13 protein-coding genes are annotated in these 17,480 nt (G+C 55.7%); 10 read left to right on the forward strand and 3 right to left on the reverse strand.

The features are described 5' to 3' along the window. The first annotated feature begins 51 nt into the window (after nt 1–51). The 8 genes from AC1MKH_RS16020 to AC1MKH_RS16055 all read left to right on the forward strand — a co-directional run bounded on the left by AC1MKH_RS16020 (nt 52) and on the right by AC1MKH_RS16055 (nt 13,296). Nucleotides 52–1,305, forward strand: a complete 1,254-nt coding sequence (locus tag AC1MKH_RS16020; protein WP_276220480.1) for an MdtA/MuxA family multidrug efflux RND transporter periplasmic adaptor subunit — start codon at nt 52–54, stop codon at nt 1,303–1,305. Continuing rightward, entirely contained in the window at nt 1,305–4,427 is a 3,123-nt protein-coding gene (locus AC1MKH_RS16025) for an MdtB/MuxB family multidrug efflux RND transporter permease subunit (protein WP_276220481.1), read from the forward strand. The genes AC1MKH_RS16020 and AC1MKH_RS16025 overlap by 1 nt, the downstream gene beginning before the upstream one ends. Beyond that, the gene (gene mdtC / locus AC1MKH_RS16030; RefSeq protein ID WP_327621870.1) at nt 4,428–7,505 is read left to right on the forward strand and encodes a multidrug efflux RND transporter permease subunit MdtC; all 3,078 of its coding nucleotides are present in this window, start codon (nt 4,428–4,430) and stop codon (nt 7,503–7,505) included. Then, nucleotides 7,506–8,921 carry an MFS transporter gene (mdtD, locus tag AC1MKH_RS16035; RefSeq protein WP_327621871.1) on the forward strand — a complete coding sequence of 472 codons (1,416 nt, stop codon included), beginning with the start codon at nt 7,506–7,508 and terminating at the stop codon, nt 8,919–8,921. It begins immediately after the preceding gene. Beyond that, nucleotides 8,918–10,345, forward strand: coding sequence for an envelope stress sensor histidine kinase BaeS (baeS, locus tag AC1MKH_RS16040; RefSeq protein ID WP_276220484.1), 1,428 nt, complete (start codon nt 8,918–8,920; stop codon nt 10,343–10,345). Before mdtD ends, baeS begins: the two co-directional genes overlap by 4 nt. Beyond that, nucleotides 10,342–11,064 (forward strand): envelope stress response regulator BaeR, encoded by a 723-nt coding sequence (gene baeR / locus AC1MKH_RS16045; protein ID WP_015963811.1) that lies wholly within the window; start codon nt 10,342–10,344, stop codon nt 11,062–11,064. Before baeS ends, baeR begins: the two co-directional genes overlap by 4 nt. 104 nt (nt 11,065–11,168) lie before the next feature. Further along, complete coding sequence (locus AC1MKH_RS16050; RefSeq protein WP_276220534.1) at nt 11,169–11,888, forward strand: tetratricopeptide repeat protein; 720 nt, start codon at nt 11,169–11,171, stop codon at nt 11,886–11,888. A 115-nt stretch (nt 11,889–12,003) separates the two neighbouring features. Continuing rightward, entirely contained in the window at nt 12,004–13,296 is a 1,293-nt protein-coding gene (locus AC1MKH_RS16055) for a HEAT repeat domain-containing protein (protein ID WP_442961928.1), read from the forward strand. A 30-nt stretch (nt 13,297–13,326) separates the two neighbouring features. Here AC1MKH_RS16055 and AC1MKH_RS16060 read toward each other — a convergent pair whose 3' ends face one another. Next, entirely contained in the window at nt 13,327–13,740 is a 414-nt protein-coding gene (locus AC1MKH_RS16060; RefSeq protein ID WP_276220486.1) for a hypothetical protein, read from the reverse strand. Nucleotides 13,741–13,788: 48 nt separating this feature from the next. After that, nucleotides 13,789–13,932: a hypothetical protein gene (locus tag AC1MKH_RS16065; RefSeq protein WP_276220487.1), complete on the reverse strand. Its 144-nt coding sequence runs from the start codon at nt 13,930–13,932 to the stop codon at nt 13,789–13,791. A 201-nt stretch (nt 13,933–14,133) separates the two neighbouring features. Here AC1MKH_RS16065 and trhP point away from each other — a divergent pair, with 201 nt between their 5' ends. Beyond that, a complete protein-coding gene (gene trhP / locus AC1MKH_RS16070; RefSeq protein WP_276220488.1) occupies nt 14,134–15,495 on the forward strand; it encodes a prephenate-dependent tRNA uridine(34) hydroxylase TrhP in 1,362 nt (453 codons plus the stop codon). A gap of 265 nt (nt 15,496–15,760) precedes the next feature. Beyond that, nucleotides 15,761–16,660, forward strand: coding sequence for a lipid kinase YegS (gene yegS, locus AC1MKH_RS16075; RefSeq protein WP_276220489.1), 900 nt, complete (start codon nt 15,761–15,763; stop codon nt 16,658–16,660). A gap of 41 nt (nt 16,661–16,701) precedes the next feature. Here yegS and AC1MKH_RS16080 read toward each other — a convergent pair whose 3' ends face one another. Then, complete coding sequence (locus AC1MKH_RS16080) at nt 16,702–17,475, reverse strand: ABC transporter ATP-binding protein (protein ID WP_276220490.1); 774 nt, start codon at nt 17,473–17,475, stop codon at nt 16,702–16,704. Nucleotides 17,476–17,480 lie beyond the last annotated feature (5 nt).

Raw genomic sequence — 17,480 nt, forward strand, 5'->3', positions numbered from 1 at the left:
ACTAAACTAGTATCATTCCGCGAAATGCTTCAGGACGAGAAACTCATTAAAATGAAAGGCAGTAACAAATCCCGCTGGCTGGTTGTGCTGGCATTGCTGATTGTGGCCGGCGCAGTGACAGGCTACTGGCTGATGAATCGCACACCAGAATCCGCAGGCCCGGCAGCCGCCGCTCAGGGAGAGCGTCCGGCGAGTGGCGGACGTCATGGTGGCCGCTTCGGCGCAACGCTTGCGCCGGTTCAGGCCGCGACCGCCACCCAGGAAGCCGTACCGCGTTATTTGAGCGGATTAGGTACCATCACCGCCGCCAACACCGTGACGGTGCGCAGCCGCGTGGACGGCCAGTTGATGGCGCTGCACTTTCAGGAAGGACAGCAGGTAAAAGCCGGCGATCTGCTGGCGGAAATCGACCCGAGCCAGTTTAAAGTTGCCCTCGCCCAGGCGCAGGGGCAACTGGCGAAAGACAAAGCGACGCTGGCTAACGCCCGTCGCGATCTTGCCCGTTATCAACAACTGGTGAAAACCAATCTGGTTTCGCGCCAGGAGCTCGATACACAACAGTCGCTGGTCAGCGAAACGCAGGGCACCATCAAAGCCGATGAAGCCGCCGTTGCCAGCGCGCAGCTCCAGCTCGACTGGAGCCGTATCACCGCGCCGGTAGACGGGCGCGTGGGTCTGAAACAGGTTGATATCGGCAACCAGATTTCCAGCGGCGATACCACCGGCATTGTCGTGCTCACCCAGACACACCCCATCGACCTGGTGTTCACCCTGCCGGAGAATGACATTGCGACGGTAGTCAACGCGCAGAAATCCGGTAAACCGCTGACCGTCGAAGCGTGGGATCGCACCAACAAACAGAAACTGAGCGACGGCGTATTGCTGAGCCTCGACAACCAGATTGATGCCACCACTGGCACCATCAAGCTGAAAGCGCGTTTCACCAACCAGGATGACGCCCTCTTCCCAAATCAGTTCGTTAACGCGCGGATGCTGGTGGATACCCAACAGGATGCGGTGGTGATTCCGGCTGCGGCCCTGCAAATGGGCAATGATGGACATTTCGTTTGGGTACTGAACAGCGAGAATAAAGTCAGCAAGCACACCGTGGTTCCAGGTATTCAGGACAGCCAGAAAGTGGTGATCAGCGCCGGGCTCTCCGCCGGCGATCGCGTGGTGACGGACGGTATTGACCGTCTGACCGAAGGCGCGAAAGTTGAAGTGGTGGAAGCGCACAGCGCCGCCAACGATGCAAAAGCCGCTGAACCCGCGACTGCCGCGGGCCATAAAGGAGCGCGCTCCTGATGCAAGTTTTACCGCCGAGCAATACGGGCGGCCCATCCCGCCTGTTTATCATGCGCCCGGTCGCCACCACCCTGTTGATGGTGGCGATCCTGATTGCCGGGATCATCGGCTATCGCTTCCTGCCCGTCTCGGCGTTGCCGGAAGTGGATTACCCCACCATTCAGGTGGTCACGCTCTACCCCGGCGCCAGCCCGGACGTGATGACGTCGGCCGTCACCGCGCCGCTGGAGCGCCAGTTTGGCCAGATGTCCGGCCTGAAACAGATGTCCTCCCAGAGTTCCGGCGGGGCGTCAGTGGTGACCCTTCAGTTCCAGTTAACGTTACCGCTGGATGTTGCCGAGCAGGAAGTGCAGGCCGCCATCAATGCCGCCACTAACCTGCTGCCGGATGACCTGCCTAACCCGCCGGTCTACAGCAAAGTGAACCCGGCGGACCCGCCGATTATGACGCTCGCCGTCACCTCTTCCGCCATGCCAATGACCCAGGTGGAAGACATGGTGGAAACGCGCGTGGCGCAGAAAATTTCCCAGGTTTCCGGTGTCGGGCTGGTGACGCTGGCGGGCGGTCAGCGCCCTGCCGTGCGTGTGAAACTGAACGCTCAGGCCCTTGCAGCATTAGGATTAACCAGTGAAACCGTACGCACCGCAATCACCAGCGCGAACGTTAACTCGGCCAAAGGGAGCCTCGATGGCCCGACCCGCGCGGTAACGTTATCCGCGAACGACCAGATGCAGTCAGCGGAAGAGTATCGCAAGCTGATTATCGCTTATCAGAACGGCTCCCCGGTGCGTCTGGGCGATGTTGCTACCATTGAGCAGGGTGCGGAAAACACCTGGCTTGGCGCGTGGGCCAATAATCAACACGCGATTGTGATGAACGTCCAGCGTCAGCCTGGCGCCAACATTATCTCTACCGCCGACAGCATTCGTCAGATGCTGCCGCAACTCACTGAAAGCCTGCCGAAATCAGTAAAAGTTGAAGTGTTGTCCGATCGCACCACCAATATCCGCGCCTCGGTTACCGATACTCAGTTTGAACTGATGCTCGCCATTGCGCTGGTGGTGATGATCATCTACCTGTTCCTGCGTAACGTTCCGGCGACCATCATTCCCGGCGTAGCGGTGCCGCTGTCGTTGATTGGTACCTTTGCGGTGATGGTGTTCCTTGATTTTTCCATCAACAACCTGACGCTGATGGCGCTCACCATCGCCACCGGTTTCGTGGTCGATGACGCCATTGTGGTCATCGAAAACATCTCGCGCTATATCGAGAAAGGCGAAAAACCGCTGACCGCCGCGCTGAAAGGCGCGGGCGAAATCGGCTTCACCATTATCTCCCTCACCTTCTCGCTGATTGCGGTGCTGATCCCACTGCTGTTTATGGGCGATATTGTCGGTCGTCTGTTCCGCGAATTTGCCGTGACGCTGGCGGTGGCGATACTGATTTCCGCCGTGGTTTCACTGACCCTAACGCCGATGATGTGCGCGCGCATGCTTAGCCATGAATCACTGCGCAAACAGAACCGTTTTTCCCGCGCCAGCGAACGTTTCTTTGACCGCGTCATTGCGGGTTACGGGCATATGCTGGCCCGCGTCCTGAAGCATCCGTGGCTGACGCTTAGCGTGGCGCTGGGCACCCTGGCGTTGTCGATTATTCTGTGGGTGGTTATTCCGAAAGGCTTCTTCCCGATTCAGGACAACGGCATTATTCAGGGCACACTTCAGGCTCCTCAGTCTGTCTCCTTCGCCAGCATGACGCAGCGCCAGCAGCAGGTTTCTGAAATCATTCTGAAGGACCCGGCGGTTGAAAGCCTGACGTCATACGTCGGTGTGGACGGCACCAACCCGGCGCTGAACAGCGCGCGTTTGCAAATCAACCTGAAGCCGCTGGATGAGCGTGATGACCGCGTACAGAAAGTGATTAAGCGCCTGCAACAGAATGTCGATCGCGTACCGGGTATCTCACTCTACCTGCAACCGACGCAGGATCTCACTATCGATACCACCGTGAGCCGCACGCAATACCAGTTCACGCTTCAGGCGAACTCGCTCGATGCCCTGAGCCTGTGGGTACCGCAGTTGGTCGAGCAACTGCAAACCCTGCCGCAGCTTTCGGACGTCAGCAGTGACTGGCAGGATCAGGGGCTGGTGGCATACGTTAACGTTGATCGCGATAGCGCCAGCCGTTTGGGGATTTCCATGGCGGACGTGGACAACGCGCTGTATAACGCCTTCGGCCAGCGCCTTATTTCCACTATTTATACCCAGGCCAATCAGTACCGCGTAGTGCTGGAACATGACACACAAGCCACGCCGGGGCTCGCGGCGCTGGATAACGTGCGCCTGACCAGCAGCGACGGCGGTGTGGTGCCTTTAACAGCCATCGCCAAAGTCGAGCAGCGTTTTGCCCCGCTCTCCATCAACCATCTGGACCAGTTCCCGGTCACCACCATTTCGTTCAACGTGGCGGGCGACTATTCATTGGGCGATGCCGTCGATGCGATTATGAACGCTGAAAAGACGCTCAGTTTCCCGACGGATATTCGTACCGAATTCCAGGGCAGTTCATTGGCCTTCCAGTCTGCGCTCAGCAGCACCGTCTGGCTGGTCGTCGCGGCAGTCGTGGCGATGTATATCGTGCTTGGCGTGCTGTATGAAAGCTTTATTCACCCGATTACCATCCTCTCTACCCTGCCGACCGCAGGCGTAGGGGCGTTGCTGGCGCTGATGATTGCCGGCAGCGAACTGGATGTGATCGCTATTATCGGCATTATTTTGCTAATCGGGATCGTGAAGAAAAACGCCATCATGATGATCGACTTCGCGCTGGCGGCAGAGCGTGAACAGGGCATGCCGCCGCATGAAGCTATTTATCAGGCGTGTCTGCTGCGTTTCCGTCCGATACTGATGACCACGCTCGCCGCTCTGCTCGGCGCGCTGCCGCTGATGCTGAGTACCGGCGTCGGCGCGGAACTGCGTCGCCCGTTAGGGATTGGCATGGTGGGCGGCCTGCTGGTCAGCCAGGTGCTGACGCTGTTTACCACGCCGGTCATTTATCTGCTGTTTGACCGCCTGGCGCTACATCTGAAAAAACGCTTCCCGCGACATGAGGAGGAGGCGTAAATGAAGTTTTTCGCTCTCTTCATTTACCGCCCGGTGGCGACGATTTTAATCTCTATCGCCATCACCCTCTGTGGCGTGCTGGGCTTCCGACTGCTGCCGGTGGCCCCGCTGCCGCAGGTTGATTTCCCGGTCATTATGGTCAGCGCCTCGCTGCCTGGCGCGTCGCCTGAAACCATGGCGTCGTCGGTCGCCACGCCGCTGGAGCGTTCGCTCGGGCGCATTGCCGGGGTCAGCGAAATGACCTCCAGCAGCTCGCTCGGCAGTACACGCATCATTTTGCAGTTTAATTTTGATCGCGATATCAACGGCGCCGCGCGTGATGTGCAGGCCGCAATCAATGCTGCGCAAAGCCTGTTGCCAAGCGGCATGCCCAGCCGTCCGACCTATCGTAAAGCCAACCCGTCCGATGCGCCGATCATGATCCTGACGCTGACCTCGGAGACCTACTCCCAGGGTGAGCTGTATGATTTCGCCTCGACGCAGCTGGCGCAAAGCATTGCGCAGATCGACGGCGTGGGCGATGTCGATGTCGGCGGCAGTTCTCTGCCAGCCGTGCGCGTGGGGCTAAACCCACAGGCGCTGTTTAATCAGGGCGTGTCGCTGGATGATGTGCGCACCGCCATCAGCAATGCCAACGTGCGCAAACCGCAGGGGGCGCTGGAAGATAACGCCCATCGCTGGCAGATTCAGACTAACGACGAACTGAAGACGGCGGCGGAATACCAGCCGTTAATCATCCATTACAATAACGGCGCGGCGGTGCGTCTGGGCGATGTCGCGACCGTCATCGACTCGGTGCAGGACGTGCGTAACGCCGGGATGACCAACGCTAAGCCGGCGATTTTGTTGATGATCCGCAAACTTCCGGAAGCCAACATTATCGAAACGGTGGACGCCATCCGCGCCGAACTGCCGGAGCTTCAGCAGACCATTCCGGCGGCGATTGACCTGCAAATTGCGCAGGATCGCTCGCCAACCATTCGCGCCTCTCTCGAAGAGGTCGAGCAGACGCTGGTGATTTCCGTCGCGCTGGTGATCCTGGTGGTATTCCTTTTCCTGCGATCCGGTCGCGCGACGCTGATCCCCGCCGTCGCCGTTCCCGTCTCGCTGATCGGCACCTTTGCCGCCATGTATCTGTGCGGCTTCAGCCTGAATAACCTGTCGCTGATGGCGCTCACTATCGCCACCGGATTCGTGGTGGATGACGCCATTGTGGTGCTGGAAAACATTTCGCGGCATATCGAAGCCGGGATGAAACCGATGCAGGCCGCCCTTCAGGGGAGCCGGGAAGTCGGGTTTACGGTGCTGTCGATGAGCGTGTCGCTGGTGGCCGTTTTCCTGCCGCTGTTGCTGATGGACGGGCTTCCGGGCCGCCTGTTGCGCGAGTTTGCGGTGACGTTGTCGGTGGCAATTGGTATTTCGCTGGCGGTATCGTTGACCTTAACGCCGATGATGTGCGGCTGGATGCTCAAGCGCCAGCCTGCCCATACGCCAACCCGTAATAAGGGGCTGGGGCGTTTGCTGGTTGGCCTGCAACAGGGTTATGGCAAATCCCTGCACTGGGTGCTGAAACACTCGCGAATGGTTGGTCTGGTTTTCCTCGCCACCGTTGCGCTGAACGTTTGGCTCTATATCGCCATCCCAAAAACCTTCTTCCCGGAGCAGGATACCGGCGTGCTGATGGGCGGCATTCAGGCTGACCAGAGCATCTCTTTCCAGGCGATGCGCGGAAAATTACAGGACTTCATGAAAATTATCCGTGAAGATCCGGCGGTGGACAACGTGACCGGCTTTACCGGTGGCTCGCGCGTGAACAGCGGGATGATGTTTATCACCCTGAAATCACGTGGTGAACGGCATGATTCAGCACAACAGGTTATCGACCGCCTGCGTAAGAAGCTGGCGAAAGAGCCAGGTGCTAACCTGTTTCTGGTGGCGGTGCAGGACATCCGCGTCGGCGGGCGTCAGTCCAACGCCAGCTATCAGTATACGCTGCTATCTGACGACCTGAGCGCCCTGCGCGAGTGGGAACCGAAAATTCGCAAAGCGCTGGCCGCCTTGCCGGAACTGGCGGACGTGAACTCGGATCAGGAAGACAATGGTGCAGAGATGGATCTGGTTTATGACCGGGAAACCATGTCGCGCCTCGGTATCAGCGTTCAGGCAGCCAACAGTCTGTTGAACAACGCCTTTGGTCAGCGGCAGATTTCAACCATCTATCAACCGCTTAACCAGTACAAAGTGGTGATGGAAGTCGATCCGGTCTACACCCAGGACGTCAGCGCGCTGGATAAAATGTTCGTCATTAACAACGAAGGTAAAGCCATTCCGCTTTCCTACTTCGCCAAATGGCAACCGGCTAACGCGCCGCTGTCGGTGAACCATCAGGGATTATCGGCCGCCTCGACGGTGTCGTTTAACCTGCCAACCGGGAAATCGTTGTCGGAAGCGAGCGAGGCGATTGACCGTGCGATGACTCAGCTTGGCGTGCCGTCTACGGTGCGCGGCTCGTTCGCCGGTACCGCACAGGTGTTCCAGGAAACCATGAACTCGCAGATAATTTTGATTATCGCCGCTATCGCCACCGTCTACATTGTGCTGGGGATGCTGTACGAGAGCTACGTTCACCCGCTGACTATTCTCTCCACGCTGCCCTCAGCGGGTGTCGGCGCGCTGCTGGCGCTGGAGCTGTTCAATGCCCCATTCAGCCTAATCGCGCTTATTGGGATCATGCTATTAATTGGCATCGTGAAGAAAAACGCCATTATGATGGTCGATTTTGCGCTGGACGCGCAGCGAAACGGCAATCTGTCGCCTGAAGAAGCGATTTTCCAGGCCTGCCTGCTGCGTTTTCGCCCAATTATGATGACCACTCTGGCGGCGCTGTTTGGCGCCTTACCGCTGGTGGTTTCCAGCGGCGATGGCTCGGAACTGCGCCAGCCGCTGGGGATTACCATTGTTGGTGGCCTGGTGGTCAGCCAGTTGCTGACGCTGTACACCACCCCGGTGGTTTATCTGTTTTTCGATCGTCTGCGCCTGCGTTTTTCGCGTCAATCCCGACAATCGGTGATCGAGTAAATGACAGAACTTCCCGCCAGCGTGCGCTGGCAACTGTGGATAGTGGCATTCGGCTTCTTTATGCAGTCGCTGGACACCACTATCGTCAATACCGCCCTCCCCTCTATGGCAGCAAGTCTGGGGGAGAGCCCGCTGCATATGCATATGGTGGTGGTCTCTTACGTGCTGACCGTCGCGGTAATGCTTCCCGCCTCCGGCTGGCTGGCGGACAGAGTGGGCGTGCGCAATATCTTCTTCACCGCCATTGTTCTGTTCACCGCCGGGTCGCTGTTTTGCTCACTGGCGGGTACGCTCAATGAGCTGGTAATGGCGCGCGTATTACAGGGCGTGGGCGGCGCGATGATGGTCCCCGTAGGAAGGCTCACGGTGATGAAAATCGTCCCTCGCTCACAGTATATGGCGGCGATGACCTTCGTCACTCTGCCCGGTCAGGTCGGCCCGCTGCTGGGTCCGGCGCTCGGCGGCGTTCTGGTCGAATACGCCTCCTGGCACTGGATCTTCCTGATCAACATTCCGGTCGGCATTATCGGCGGCATCGCCACCCTGATGCTGATGCCCAACTACACGCTGCAAACCCGCCGCTTTGACCTGAGCGGTTTCATTGTGCTGGCGCTGGGCATGGCGGTGCTGACGCTGGCGCTCGATGGTCAGAAAGGGCTCGGCATCTCAAGCCTGACGCTGGGGATTCTGGTCGCCGTCGGTGTTGCCTCGATTCTGTTTTATCTCTGGCACGCCAAAGGCAATGACAACGCGCTGTTTAGCCTGAAGCTATTTAATACGCCGACGTTTTCCCTTGGCCTTGCGGGTAGTTTCGCCGGGCGCATCGGTAGCGGCATGCTGCCCTTTATGACGCCGGTCTTTTTGCAGATCGGCCTTGGATTTTCGCCGTTCCACGCCGGGCTGATGATGATCCCGATGGTGCTCGGCAGCATGGGGATGAAACGTATTGTGGTACAGGTGGTTAACCGTTTTGGCTATCGCCATGTACTGGTCACCACCACGATTGGCCTCGCGCTGGTCAGCCTGTTGTTAATGGCGACAGCGCTGGCGGGCTGGTACTACGCGCTGCCGCTGGTGCTGTTTATTCAGGGGATGGTCAACTCCAGCCGCTTCTCGTCGATGAACACGCTGACGCTGAAAGATTTGCCCGATGAACATGCCAGTAGCGGCAATAGCCTGCTGTCGATGATCATGCAGCTCTCGATGAGTATCGGCGTCACCGTGGCGGGCTTACTGCTGGGGATGTTCGGCCAGCAGCATGTTGCCGCCGACAGCGCCGCCACGCACCAGGTCTTTATGTACACCTATCTGTGCATGGCGCTGATTATCGCCCTGCCCGCCCTGATTTTTGCCCGCGTACCTGACGACGTCACCAAAAACGTGGTTATCGCCCGACGAAAAAGGAGTGAACAGTGAAACTATGGCGTCCGGGGATCACCGGAAAACTTTTCCTCGCCATCTTCGCCACCTGTATCGTGCTGTTAATCACGATGCACTGGGCGGTACGCGTCAGTTTTGAACGCGGGTTTATTGATTACATCAAACACGGCAACGAGCAGCGCCTTGAACTACTGAGTGACGCGCTGGCGGAGCAGTACGCCCAGCACGGTAACTGGCGTTTTCTGCGTAATAACGATCGCTTCATCTTCCAGATTTTGCGCTCATTCGAGCATGATAATAATGATGAGCATCGCCCACCGGGCCCGCCAGGGCCCCCGGGGCCTTCCATGCCACCGCACGGCTGGCGAACACAGTTTTGGGTCGTCGATCAACGCGAACGCGTTTTGGTAGGCCCTCGTGAGCCCGTTCCGCCAGATGGCACGCGCCGTGCTATCGTTGTCGATGGTCTGGAAGTGGGCGCGGTGATTGCCTCACCAGTGGAACGCCTGACGCGTAACACGGATATTAATTTCGACGAACAGCAGCGCCGCACCAGTTGGCTGATTGTCGCGCTCTCGACGCTACTCGCCGCGCTGGCGACCTTCCCGCTGGCGCGCGGTTTGCTGGCTCCGGTGAAACGGCTGGTGGAAGGCACGCATAAACTGGCGGCGGGTGATTTCTCAACGCGCGTTGACGCGCGCGGCAGCGATGAACTCGGCAGGCTGGCGCAGGACTTCAACCAGCTCGCCAGCACGCTCGATCGCAATCAGCAGATGCGCCGCGATTTTATGGCGGATATCTCTCATGAATTGCGCACCCCGCTGGCGGTGCTGCGCGGAGAGCTGGAAGCGATTCAGGATGGCGTGCGTAAGTTCACCCCGGAATCCGTCGCCTCGTTACAGGCAGAGGTCGCCACGCTCACCAAACTGGTGAACGATCTCCATCAGTTATCGATGTCCGACGAAGGCGCGCTGGCCTACCAGAAAGCGCCTGTCGATTTGGTCTCCCTGCTGGAAATTGCCGCAGGCGCCTTCCGCGAACGTTTAGCCAGCCGCGGCTTAACGCTGCATCTCTCTTTGCCGGATAGCGCGATGGTCTTTGGCGATCGCGACCGCCTGATGCAGCTTTTCAATAACGTGCTGGAAAACAGCCTGCGCTACACCGACAGCGGCGGCGATGTGCATATTCGCGCGACGAAAACGCTACAAAACGTCGCGGTAGAGTTTGCCGACAGCGGCCCCGGCGTCAGCGATGAACAGCTCGCCATGCTGTGCGAGCGTTTTTACCGTACGGAAGGATCGCGCAACCGTGCCAGCGGCGGCTCCGGCCTGGGGCTGGCGATTTGCGTAAATATTGTTACCGCCCACGGCGGCAGGCTTGATGCCGCCCATTCGCCTTTTGGCGGGGTAAGCATTAAAGTAGAATTACCGCTGGATCGCGACACATCGAGAGAGTTATGACTGAGTTACCGATAGATGAAAACACCCCGCGCATTTTGATTGTCGAGGACGAACCCAAGCTCGGGCAGTTGCTGATTGATTATCTGTTGGCGGCCAACTACGCGCCAACGCTTATCAGCCACGGTGATCAGGTTCTGCCTTTTGTGCACGATACGCCGCCGGATCTAATCCTGCTGGATCTCATGCTGCCGGGTACCGATGGCCTGACGCTGTGCCGCGAAATCCGTCGCTTCTCAGAAGTGCCGATTGTGATGGTCACCGCCAAAATCGAAGAGATTGATCGCCTGCTGGGGCTGGAAATCGGTGCGGATGATTACATCTGCAAACCTTACAGCCCGCGTGAAGTGGTGGCGCGTGTGAAAACCATCCTGCGCCGCTGCAAACCGCGCCGCGATGTGCAGGCGCTGGACGCGCAAAGCCCGCTGATTGTCGATGAAAACCGTTTTCAGGCCTCCTGGCGCGATCGTCTGCTGGACTTAACCCCCGCAGAATTCCGCCTGCTGAAAACCCTGTCGCAGGAACCGGGAAAAGTCTTCTCGCGCGAACAGCTGCTTAACCACCTTTACGACGACTATCGCGTAGTGACTGACCGCACCATCGACAGCCATATTAAAAACCTGCGCCGCAAGCTGGAAGCGCTCGACGCCGAACAGTCGTTTATCCGCGCGGTGTATGGCGTAGGATATCGCTGGGAAGCGGATGCGTGCCGGATGGCTTAACATTTATCGCTACGCCGGGCGCAGGTGTGTTGCGTCCGGCTTTATTTCCCAATTCCACCGCGCTACTATCCCCACTAGAATTATTTGCTTTAAATGGATTTAGCATGCAATTACCCTTTGTCATATCTTTGATTTTGCTACTGTCGGCTAATGCCTATGCTGAAATAACTGATGAGCAAATTCACGCTGACTGCGCAAAAATCGACAACTATGCAAGCCAAGGGCAGGCATTGTATAAAGCGAAAAACTACCCTGCGGCGCGCAAATACTTCGAACAGCAAGCCGCATGGAGTGAAGGCTGTAAAGCTGATGATGAGAAAGCGATCGCCACGGCTTATAACAATGTCGCGCTAACCTGGATGCGCGAGAATCAATGGCGCAAAGCCCGTGCCTGGCTCATGCTTATACCGCAAGATCCCAAATCCATCTACAATTTGCATCTTATCAAAGATAAGTTTGCGGCTTTACCCTCTGATTTTTCAGCAATCAATGAATACTGGAGCTACGCGGGGAAAGCGACATGGAATACGTTCACCTTTAAACCCGCGCGGTTAACAGGCACGACGCAGGTAGATTTTCAGGGTTATTACTTTGGCATAATGGGTATTTACGTTGGGCCAAATATCGGTGAGTTTTCTGAATCTGTAACGCTGAACAATGGCACAGGCGTAATCGCATTGCGCGATGATGCAGACAATATGATTCACTGTAATAATGCTCTCAAACTTACTACAGAAACGCTTAATGTAAGCACCGATACGCCGAACGGCTGCGGCTTCGGGGCCAACGTTAGTGCAGACGGGCCTTACCTTCGTGTCGATTGAGCAGACCGGGATGGTTATGATTAAAAAACTGGTTTCCTTTTTCTGGCGCAAAGACGACGTACCGACATTAACACTAAAACGGCCAGTGGATGAAGTCGTGGAACAACTCCAGGTGATGATTGCCGATCCAGGCAATTATTTAGCGCATGATTGTGATATCAACGATACCCAGGTTCTTTGCCAGCTCACCCATCACCACAATGGATATATACGAGAAAAGGCCGTGCAATGTCTGAGGCACAAAGAGGATATTGCGGCTATAGAAGAACTATTACTTGCTGCCAATGACTGGGCAAAAGGAGTACATATCGCTGCTGCTTCCGCGTTACTTCATTTAATGAAGGATAAGAATGCAGCTGCATTTGCCGTTAATCTTCCCATGATACGTAACCTTCTCCAATGCCAGCGTTACGATCACCGTGTATTTGTAGACGAGATACTTAGATTTTTATTAACAAAAAATAACCGGCCACAATTAACGTGTTGGCTTACTTGCCCTGATAAAAAGCTCTCTCGCGCGGTATTACAAACGCTGATTGAATATGGTTACTTTAATGATGAATATTCGCTGCTTTTAATACTCGAGCAGCCCGACGTGGGTTTACGGATGCTGGCGGTCACCCACTGGCTGCAACAACAATTACCATTAAGCGAAGCAGTATTAACACGACTGTTAAAAGATCGCTGGCCGCGTATTCGACAAGCAACGTTGTTTAGCCTTAATGATCGAGCCATTGAAATTCCTCCTGCATTGCACAGCGCATTACTGCTGGATAACAATCTGTTGATCCGCCTGCGCGCTAAAAATATGCTGCAAGAAGTCATGAATGTTCCGCAATTCTGGCGTCATGCTGTCACTTCTGCGGAATATACTCCCTCACAGCAACGGGCCGCTTTATACGGACTGGATTCCATTCATGATCCCAATATTTTAAAACTGGCAGAATGGGGATTATCACAGAATGTATTTCCACTGCGTTTAGCCGCTATGCACATTCTTGCGAAAGCTAATCCTCGTTGTGGCGTCAAAGAGGCTATTCTGATCACACTGGCTAACCCGGACGCCGCCGGGCTGCGATTTATGGTTAACATCTGTGTATGGTGTCGCGTTCCGCTCACGTTCGAGGAAATACGGCAGTTGCAGGAAAACGCGCCGTCAGTTAAACATGCTTGCGCATATTGTCGGTTGTATCATAATTTGAACAAATGGGACGGTTTAATTCTTCTTCTGCAATCGCAGCACAAGCTAACTGAAGAATTTGCAGGTAAACAGCTCGCGATATGGCAACGCAATTTCAATCTTTCGGGCATTCAACCGAATGCTCCCCAGCGTCAGCAACTTCAGGCGCTTTTTACCCGCAATCCGGAACTTCACAACAGATTATGGGGTTACATTCCCTTTAAATAACATCACTGCTTGCGGGCGGATAACTCTTTATCATGCCCCGCAATCAACAATCTGATCCACCACCGTCAGATACCAGCCACGGTCATAACCGTATAGTTTGCTTAAATAAAACACCAGTCCATCGCTACCCCCTTCTGGCGCAGCTACCACACGCACGGCCCCGTACTCCATTCGACGCGCTGCGGCAATCTGCGCATCAGAAATAGTGTTTCGCGGTGAACCAAACATCTGCGTGAAGACCAAATTACGGCTGACTTTATGGTGTGTATCGCTGCTGCTAATAAAATATCCGTGCTTATTCCAGCCACGTTCACAGTCAAATTCCGGGATAGTTTTCTTATCAAACTCTTCATCTCGCGGAATATGTTCCCCTGCCGAAGGCCACGGCAAATACTCGGGAACAGGCTTTTTAAAATCAATTGACTTAAGATTTTTGACATCCATCGAAGCGCCACGCTGGAAGAGAACATACAGCCCCGTTTTTTTATCAATTTACGAGTTGATTAATTGAGCATCTTCTTGCTGAAAGCCGATAATCACCTTGCGAGCCGTCTCCTCCAGCGAAAGGCTGGCAGTAGCGGGCAGAGAAAACAGAACTAACAGACCCAGCGAGATCCCCTTCTTTAACATCCACATGTTTTAATTCCTTAGCATTCACGGTCATAAACATACTCGATTCTGATGTCAATCATACGCCAGACATCGAAAAGCTGATCACATTTACGCTGGAGCCAACCCCGCCGATTGCGCTACAATGCCCGCCCTTAAAGTGGGGGCACTCCCCCAACCGCTTCATCAGGTGACGCGGATCTGACCTGTCATCAGAACGAGAAAATCATGTTTAAACCGGAACTCCTTTCCCCGGCGGGAACGCTGAAAAATATGCGTTACGCTTTCGCTTATGGCGCAGATGCTGTTTATGCGGGCCAGCCGCGTTACTCCCTGCGCGTGCGCAACAACGAATTCAACCACGAAAATCTTCAGCTCGGCATTAACGAAGCCCACGCGCTGGGGAAAAAGTTTTATGTCGTGGTCAACATTGCACCGCATAACGCTAAGCTGAAAACCTTTATCCGTGACCTGAAGCCGGTGGTGGATATGGGGCCGGATGCGCTGATTATGTCCGATCCGGGTCTTATCATGCTGGTGCGTGAGAATTTCCCGGATATGCAGATTCACCTCTCCGTACAGGCTAACGCCGTCAACTGGGCGACGGTGAAATTCTGGCAGCAGATGGGACTTTCCCGCGTCATTCTTTCCCGCGAACTGTCGCTGGAAGAGATTGAAGAAATCCGCACCCAGGTGCCGGAAATGGAGATTGAGATCTTCGTACACGGCGCACTGTGCATGGCTTATTCTGGCCGCTGCCTGCTTTCTGGCTACATCAACAAACGCGATCCAAACCAGGGCACCTGCACCAACGCTTGTCGTTGGGAATACAACGTGCGGGAAGGCAAAGAAGATGTAGTCGGCAATATCGTGCACAAATATGAGCCGATTCCGGTGCAGAACGTTGAGCCGACGCTGGGTATCGGCGAGCCAACCGATAAAGTGTTTATGATTGAAGAAGCGCAGCGTCCGGGCGAGTACATGACCGCCTTCGAAGACGAGCACGGCACTTACATCATGAACTCGAAAGATCTGCGCGCCATCGCCCACGTTGAACGTTTGACGCAAATGGGCGTGCATTCGCTGAAAATCGAAGGCCGTACCAAATCTTATTACTACTGCGCACGTACCGCGCAGGTCTACCGTAAAGCCATCGACGATGCCGCAGCGGGTAAACCGTTCGACACCAGCCTGCTGGAAACTCTGGAAGGTCTGGCCCATCGCGGGTACACCGAAGGCTTCCTGCGTCGTCATACGCATGATGATTACCAGAATTATGAATACGGTTTCTCCGTTTCTGAACGTCAGCAGTTTGTTGGTGAATTTACCGGTCAGCGCAAAGGCGCACTGGCGGAAGTGGCGGTGAAAAACAAATTCGCTGTCGGCGATAGCCTGGAGCTGATGACCCCACAGGGCAACGTCAACTTTACGCTGGAACAGATGGTGGATGCCAAAGGTGCAGACAAACCGGTCGCACCTGGCGACGGCCACATTGTCTGGCTGCCGGTGCCGGAAGATATCGCTCTGGAGTACGCGCTGCTGATGCGCAACTTCAACGGCGAATCGACGCGTAACCCGCACAGCAAGTAGTCCATAGTGGGTAATTTCGCAAGCGAGAAGAATCTTAGAATTGGATCACATACCTAATTGTTTATTCCGGGTATTATCGCTTCGCTGAAAAACATAACCCATAAATGCTAGCTGTACCAGGAACCACCTCCTTGGCCTGCGTAATCTCCCTTACGCAGGCTAATTTTTTATCTGTCCCCTTCCTTTTCTGAAAATCAGTTCGTTCTTATCCCGCTATACTTTTTCTGCCATATACTTTTATTACGTTGATTAACGAGGAAAAAGGATGACCAACTTTCCCGCCAGCTTATTGATCCTCAACGGCAAGAGCACGGATAATCCGCAGTTGCGTCAGGCGGTTGATACCCTGCGCAAAGAAGGCGCTGAACTTCATGTTCGCGTCACCTGGGAGAAAGGCGATGCGCCGCGCTATATCCAGGAAGCGCTGCAACTTGGCGTCGCGACGGTGATTTCCGGCGGCGGCGACGGCACCATTAATGAAATCGCTACCGCGCTGATTGAGCTGAAAGACGCCAATTCTCCGGCGTTGGGGATTCTGCCCCTCGGCACCGCCAATGATTTCGCCACCAGCGTCGGTATTCCAATGGATCTGGAGAAAGCCCTGCGTCTGGCAATTTCCGGGCGCGATGTGCCGATTGATACTGCGCGCGTAAACGATAAAACCTGCTTTATTAATATGGCGACGGGGGGGTTTGGTACGCGCATTACGACCGAAACCCCGGAAAAACTGAAAGCGGCGCTGGGCGGGGTATCGTATTTGATTCACGGCTTAATGCGGATGGATACCCTCAAACCCGACCGCTGTGAAATTCGTGGTGAAAATTTCCACTGGCAGGGAGATGCGCTGGTCATTGGTATTGGGAACGGGCGTCAGGCAGGCGGCGGACAGCCACTCTGCCCTGACGCGCTGATTAATGACGGGCTGCTGGATTTACTGGTGATTACCGGGGAAGAGCTGCTGCCTGCCATTTTCACCACCATTACGCAGCAGGAAGAGAACCCGCACCTGGTGCGCGGGCGCTCTGGCTGGATAGAAATCACCTCGCCGCATTCGATGACCTTTAACCTTGACGGTGAGCCGCTTAGCGGGCAGACGTTTCGCATCGATATTTTATCGGATGCGCTCCGCGCGCGCCTGCCACCAGATTGTCAGCTGTTGCGCTAGCCTGCAAGAATGCCGGATGGCGGCTTCGCCCCCGGCATGGCTCAATACGCCGCCACCTCCCGCGCCATCTCGCGGGTGTACTGCTGGCTGGCATTAACCAACATCCGGGTATAATCCGTTTGCGCTTTCCCGGCAACCAACTCGTCAACGGTGAGCGTTTCAAGAATTTTGCCGTACTGCATCACCGCCACTTTCTGACATAAATGGGCAATGACGCCGAGGTCGTGCGTCACCATCAAATAGGTCAGCCCCGATTCCTGTTGCAGTTCCGCCAGCAGGTTCAAAATTTCCGCCTGCACCGACACATCCAGCGCCGAGGTTGGCTCATCCAGCAGTAACACCTGCGGCTCCAGAATCAACGCGCGGGCAATCGCCACGCGCTGACGTTGCCCGCCGGAGAGCTGATGCGGGTAGCGATCGCGAAAGGCGCGGTTTAACCCCACGCGATCCAGCAGCGTGTTGATTCGTCGATCGCGATCGGCGATGCCGTGGATTTGCAGCGGCTCCTCCAGAATATCGCCAATGGTATGGCGCGGATGCAGCGAACCGTACGGGTCCTGAAACACCATTTGCACCTGGCGACAACGGGTGCGGCTGATGCTGTGATCCAGCGGCTGACCGTTAATCGCCAGCGCCCCCTGCCAGTGGGTAAACAGCCCGGCGAGACACTTCAGTACCGTGGTTTTGCCCGAGCCCGACTCCCCCACCAGCCCGTAAATCTCACCCGGCCTGACGTGGAAATTGACGTCATACAGCACCTGGTTACGCTTCTCACCTTCACCAAACACCAGATTCAGGTTATTCACTTCAATCATGACGC

Source organism: Pseudocitrobacter sp. CD920760 (assembly GCF_057782505.1).

Bases quoted from the DNA above. Each gene is read 5' to 3' on its own strand.
- AC1MKH_RS16020 (WP_276220480.1), top strand. From the start codon at position 52: ATGAAAGGCAGTAACAAATCCCGCTGGCTGGTTGTGCTGGCATTGCTG.
- AC1MKH_RS16025 (WP_276220481.1), top strand. From the start codon at position 1,305: ATGCAAGTTTTACCGCCGAGCAATACGGGCGGCCCATCCCGCCTGTTT.
- mdtC (WP_327621870.1), top strand. From the start codon at position 4,428: ATGAAGTTTTTCGCTCTCTTCATTTACCGCCCGGTGGCGACGATTTTA.
- mdtD (WP_327621871.1), top strand. From the start codon at position 7,506: ATGACAGAACTTCCCGCCAGCGTGCGCTGGCAACTGTGGATAGTGGCA.
- baeR (WP_015963811.1), top strand. From the start codon at position 10,342: ATGACTGAGTTACCGATAGATGAAAACACCCCGCGCATTTTGATTGTC.
- AC1MKH_RS16050 (WP_276220534.1), top strand. From the start codon at position 11,169: ATGCAATTACCCTTTGTCATATCTTTGATTTTGCTACTGTCGGCTAAT.
- AC1MKH_RS16055 (WP_442961928.1), top strand. From the start codon at position 12,004: ATGATTGCCGATCCAGGCAATTATTTAGCGCATGATTGTGATATCAAC.
- AC1MKH_RS16060 (WP_276220486.1), bottom strand. From the start codon at position 13,740: ATGGATGTCAAAAATCTTAAGTCAATTGATTTTAAAAAGCCTGTTCCC.
- AC1MKH_RS16065 (WP_276220487.1), bottom strand. From the start codon at position 13,932: ATGTGGATGTTAAAGAAGGGGATCTCGCTGGGTCTGTTAGTTCTGTTT.
- trhP (WP_276220488.1), top strand. From the start codon at position 14,134: ATGTTTAAACCGGAACTCCTTTCCCCGGCGGGAACGCTGAAAAATATG.
- yegS (WP_276220489.1), top strand. From the start codon at position 15,761: ATGACCAACTTTCCCGCCAGCTTATTGATCCTCAACGGCAAGAGCACG.
- AC1MKH_RS16080 (WP_276220490.1), bottom strand. From the start codon at position 17,475: ATGATTGAAGTGAATAACCTGAATCTGGTGTTTGGTGAAGGTGAGAAG.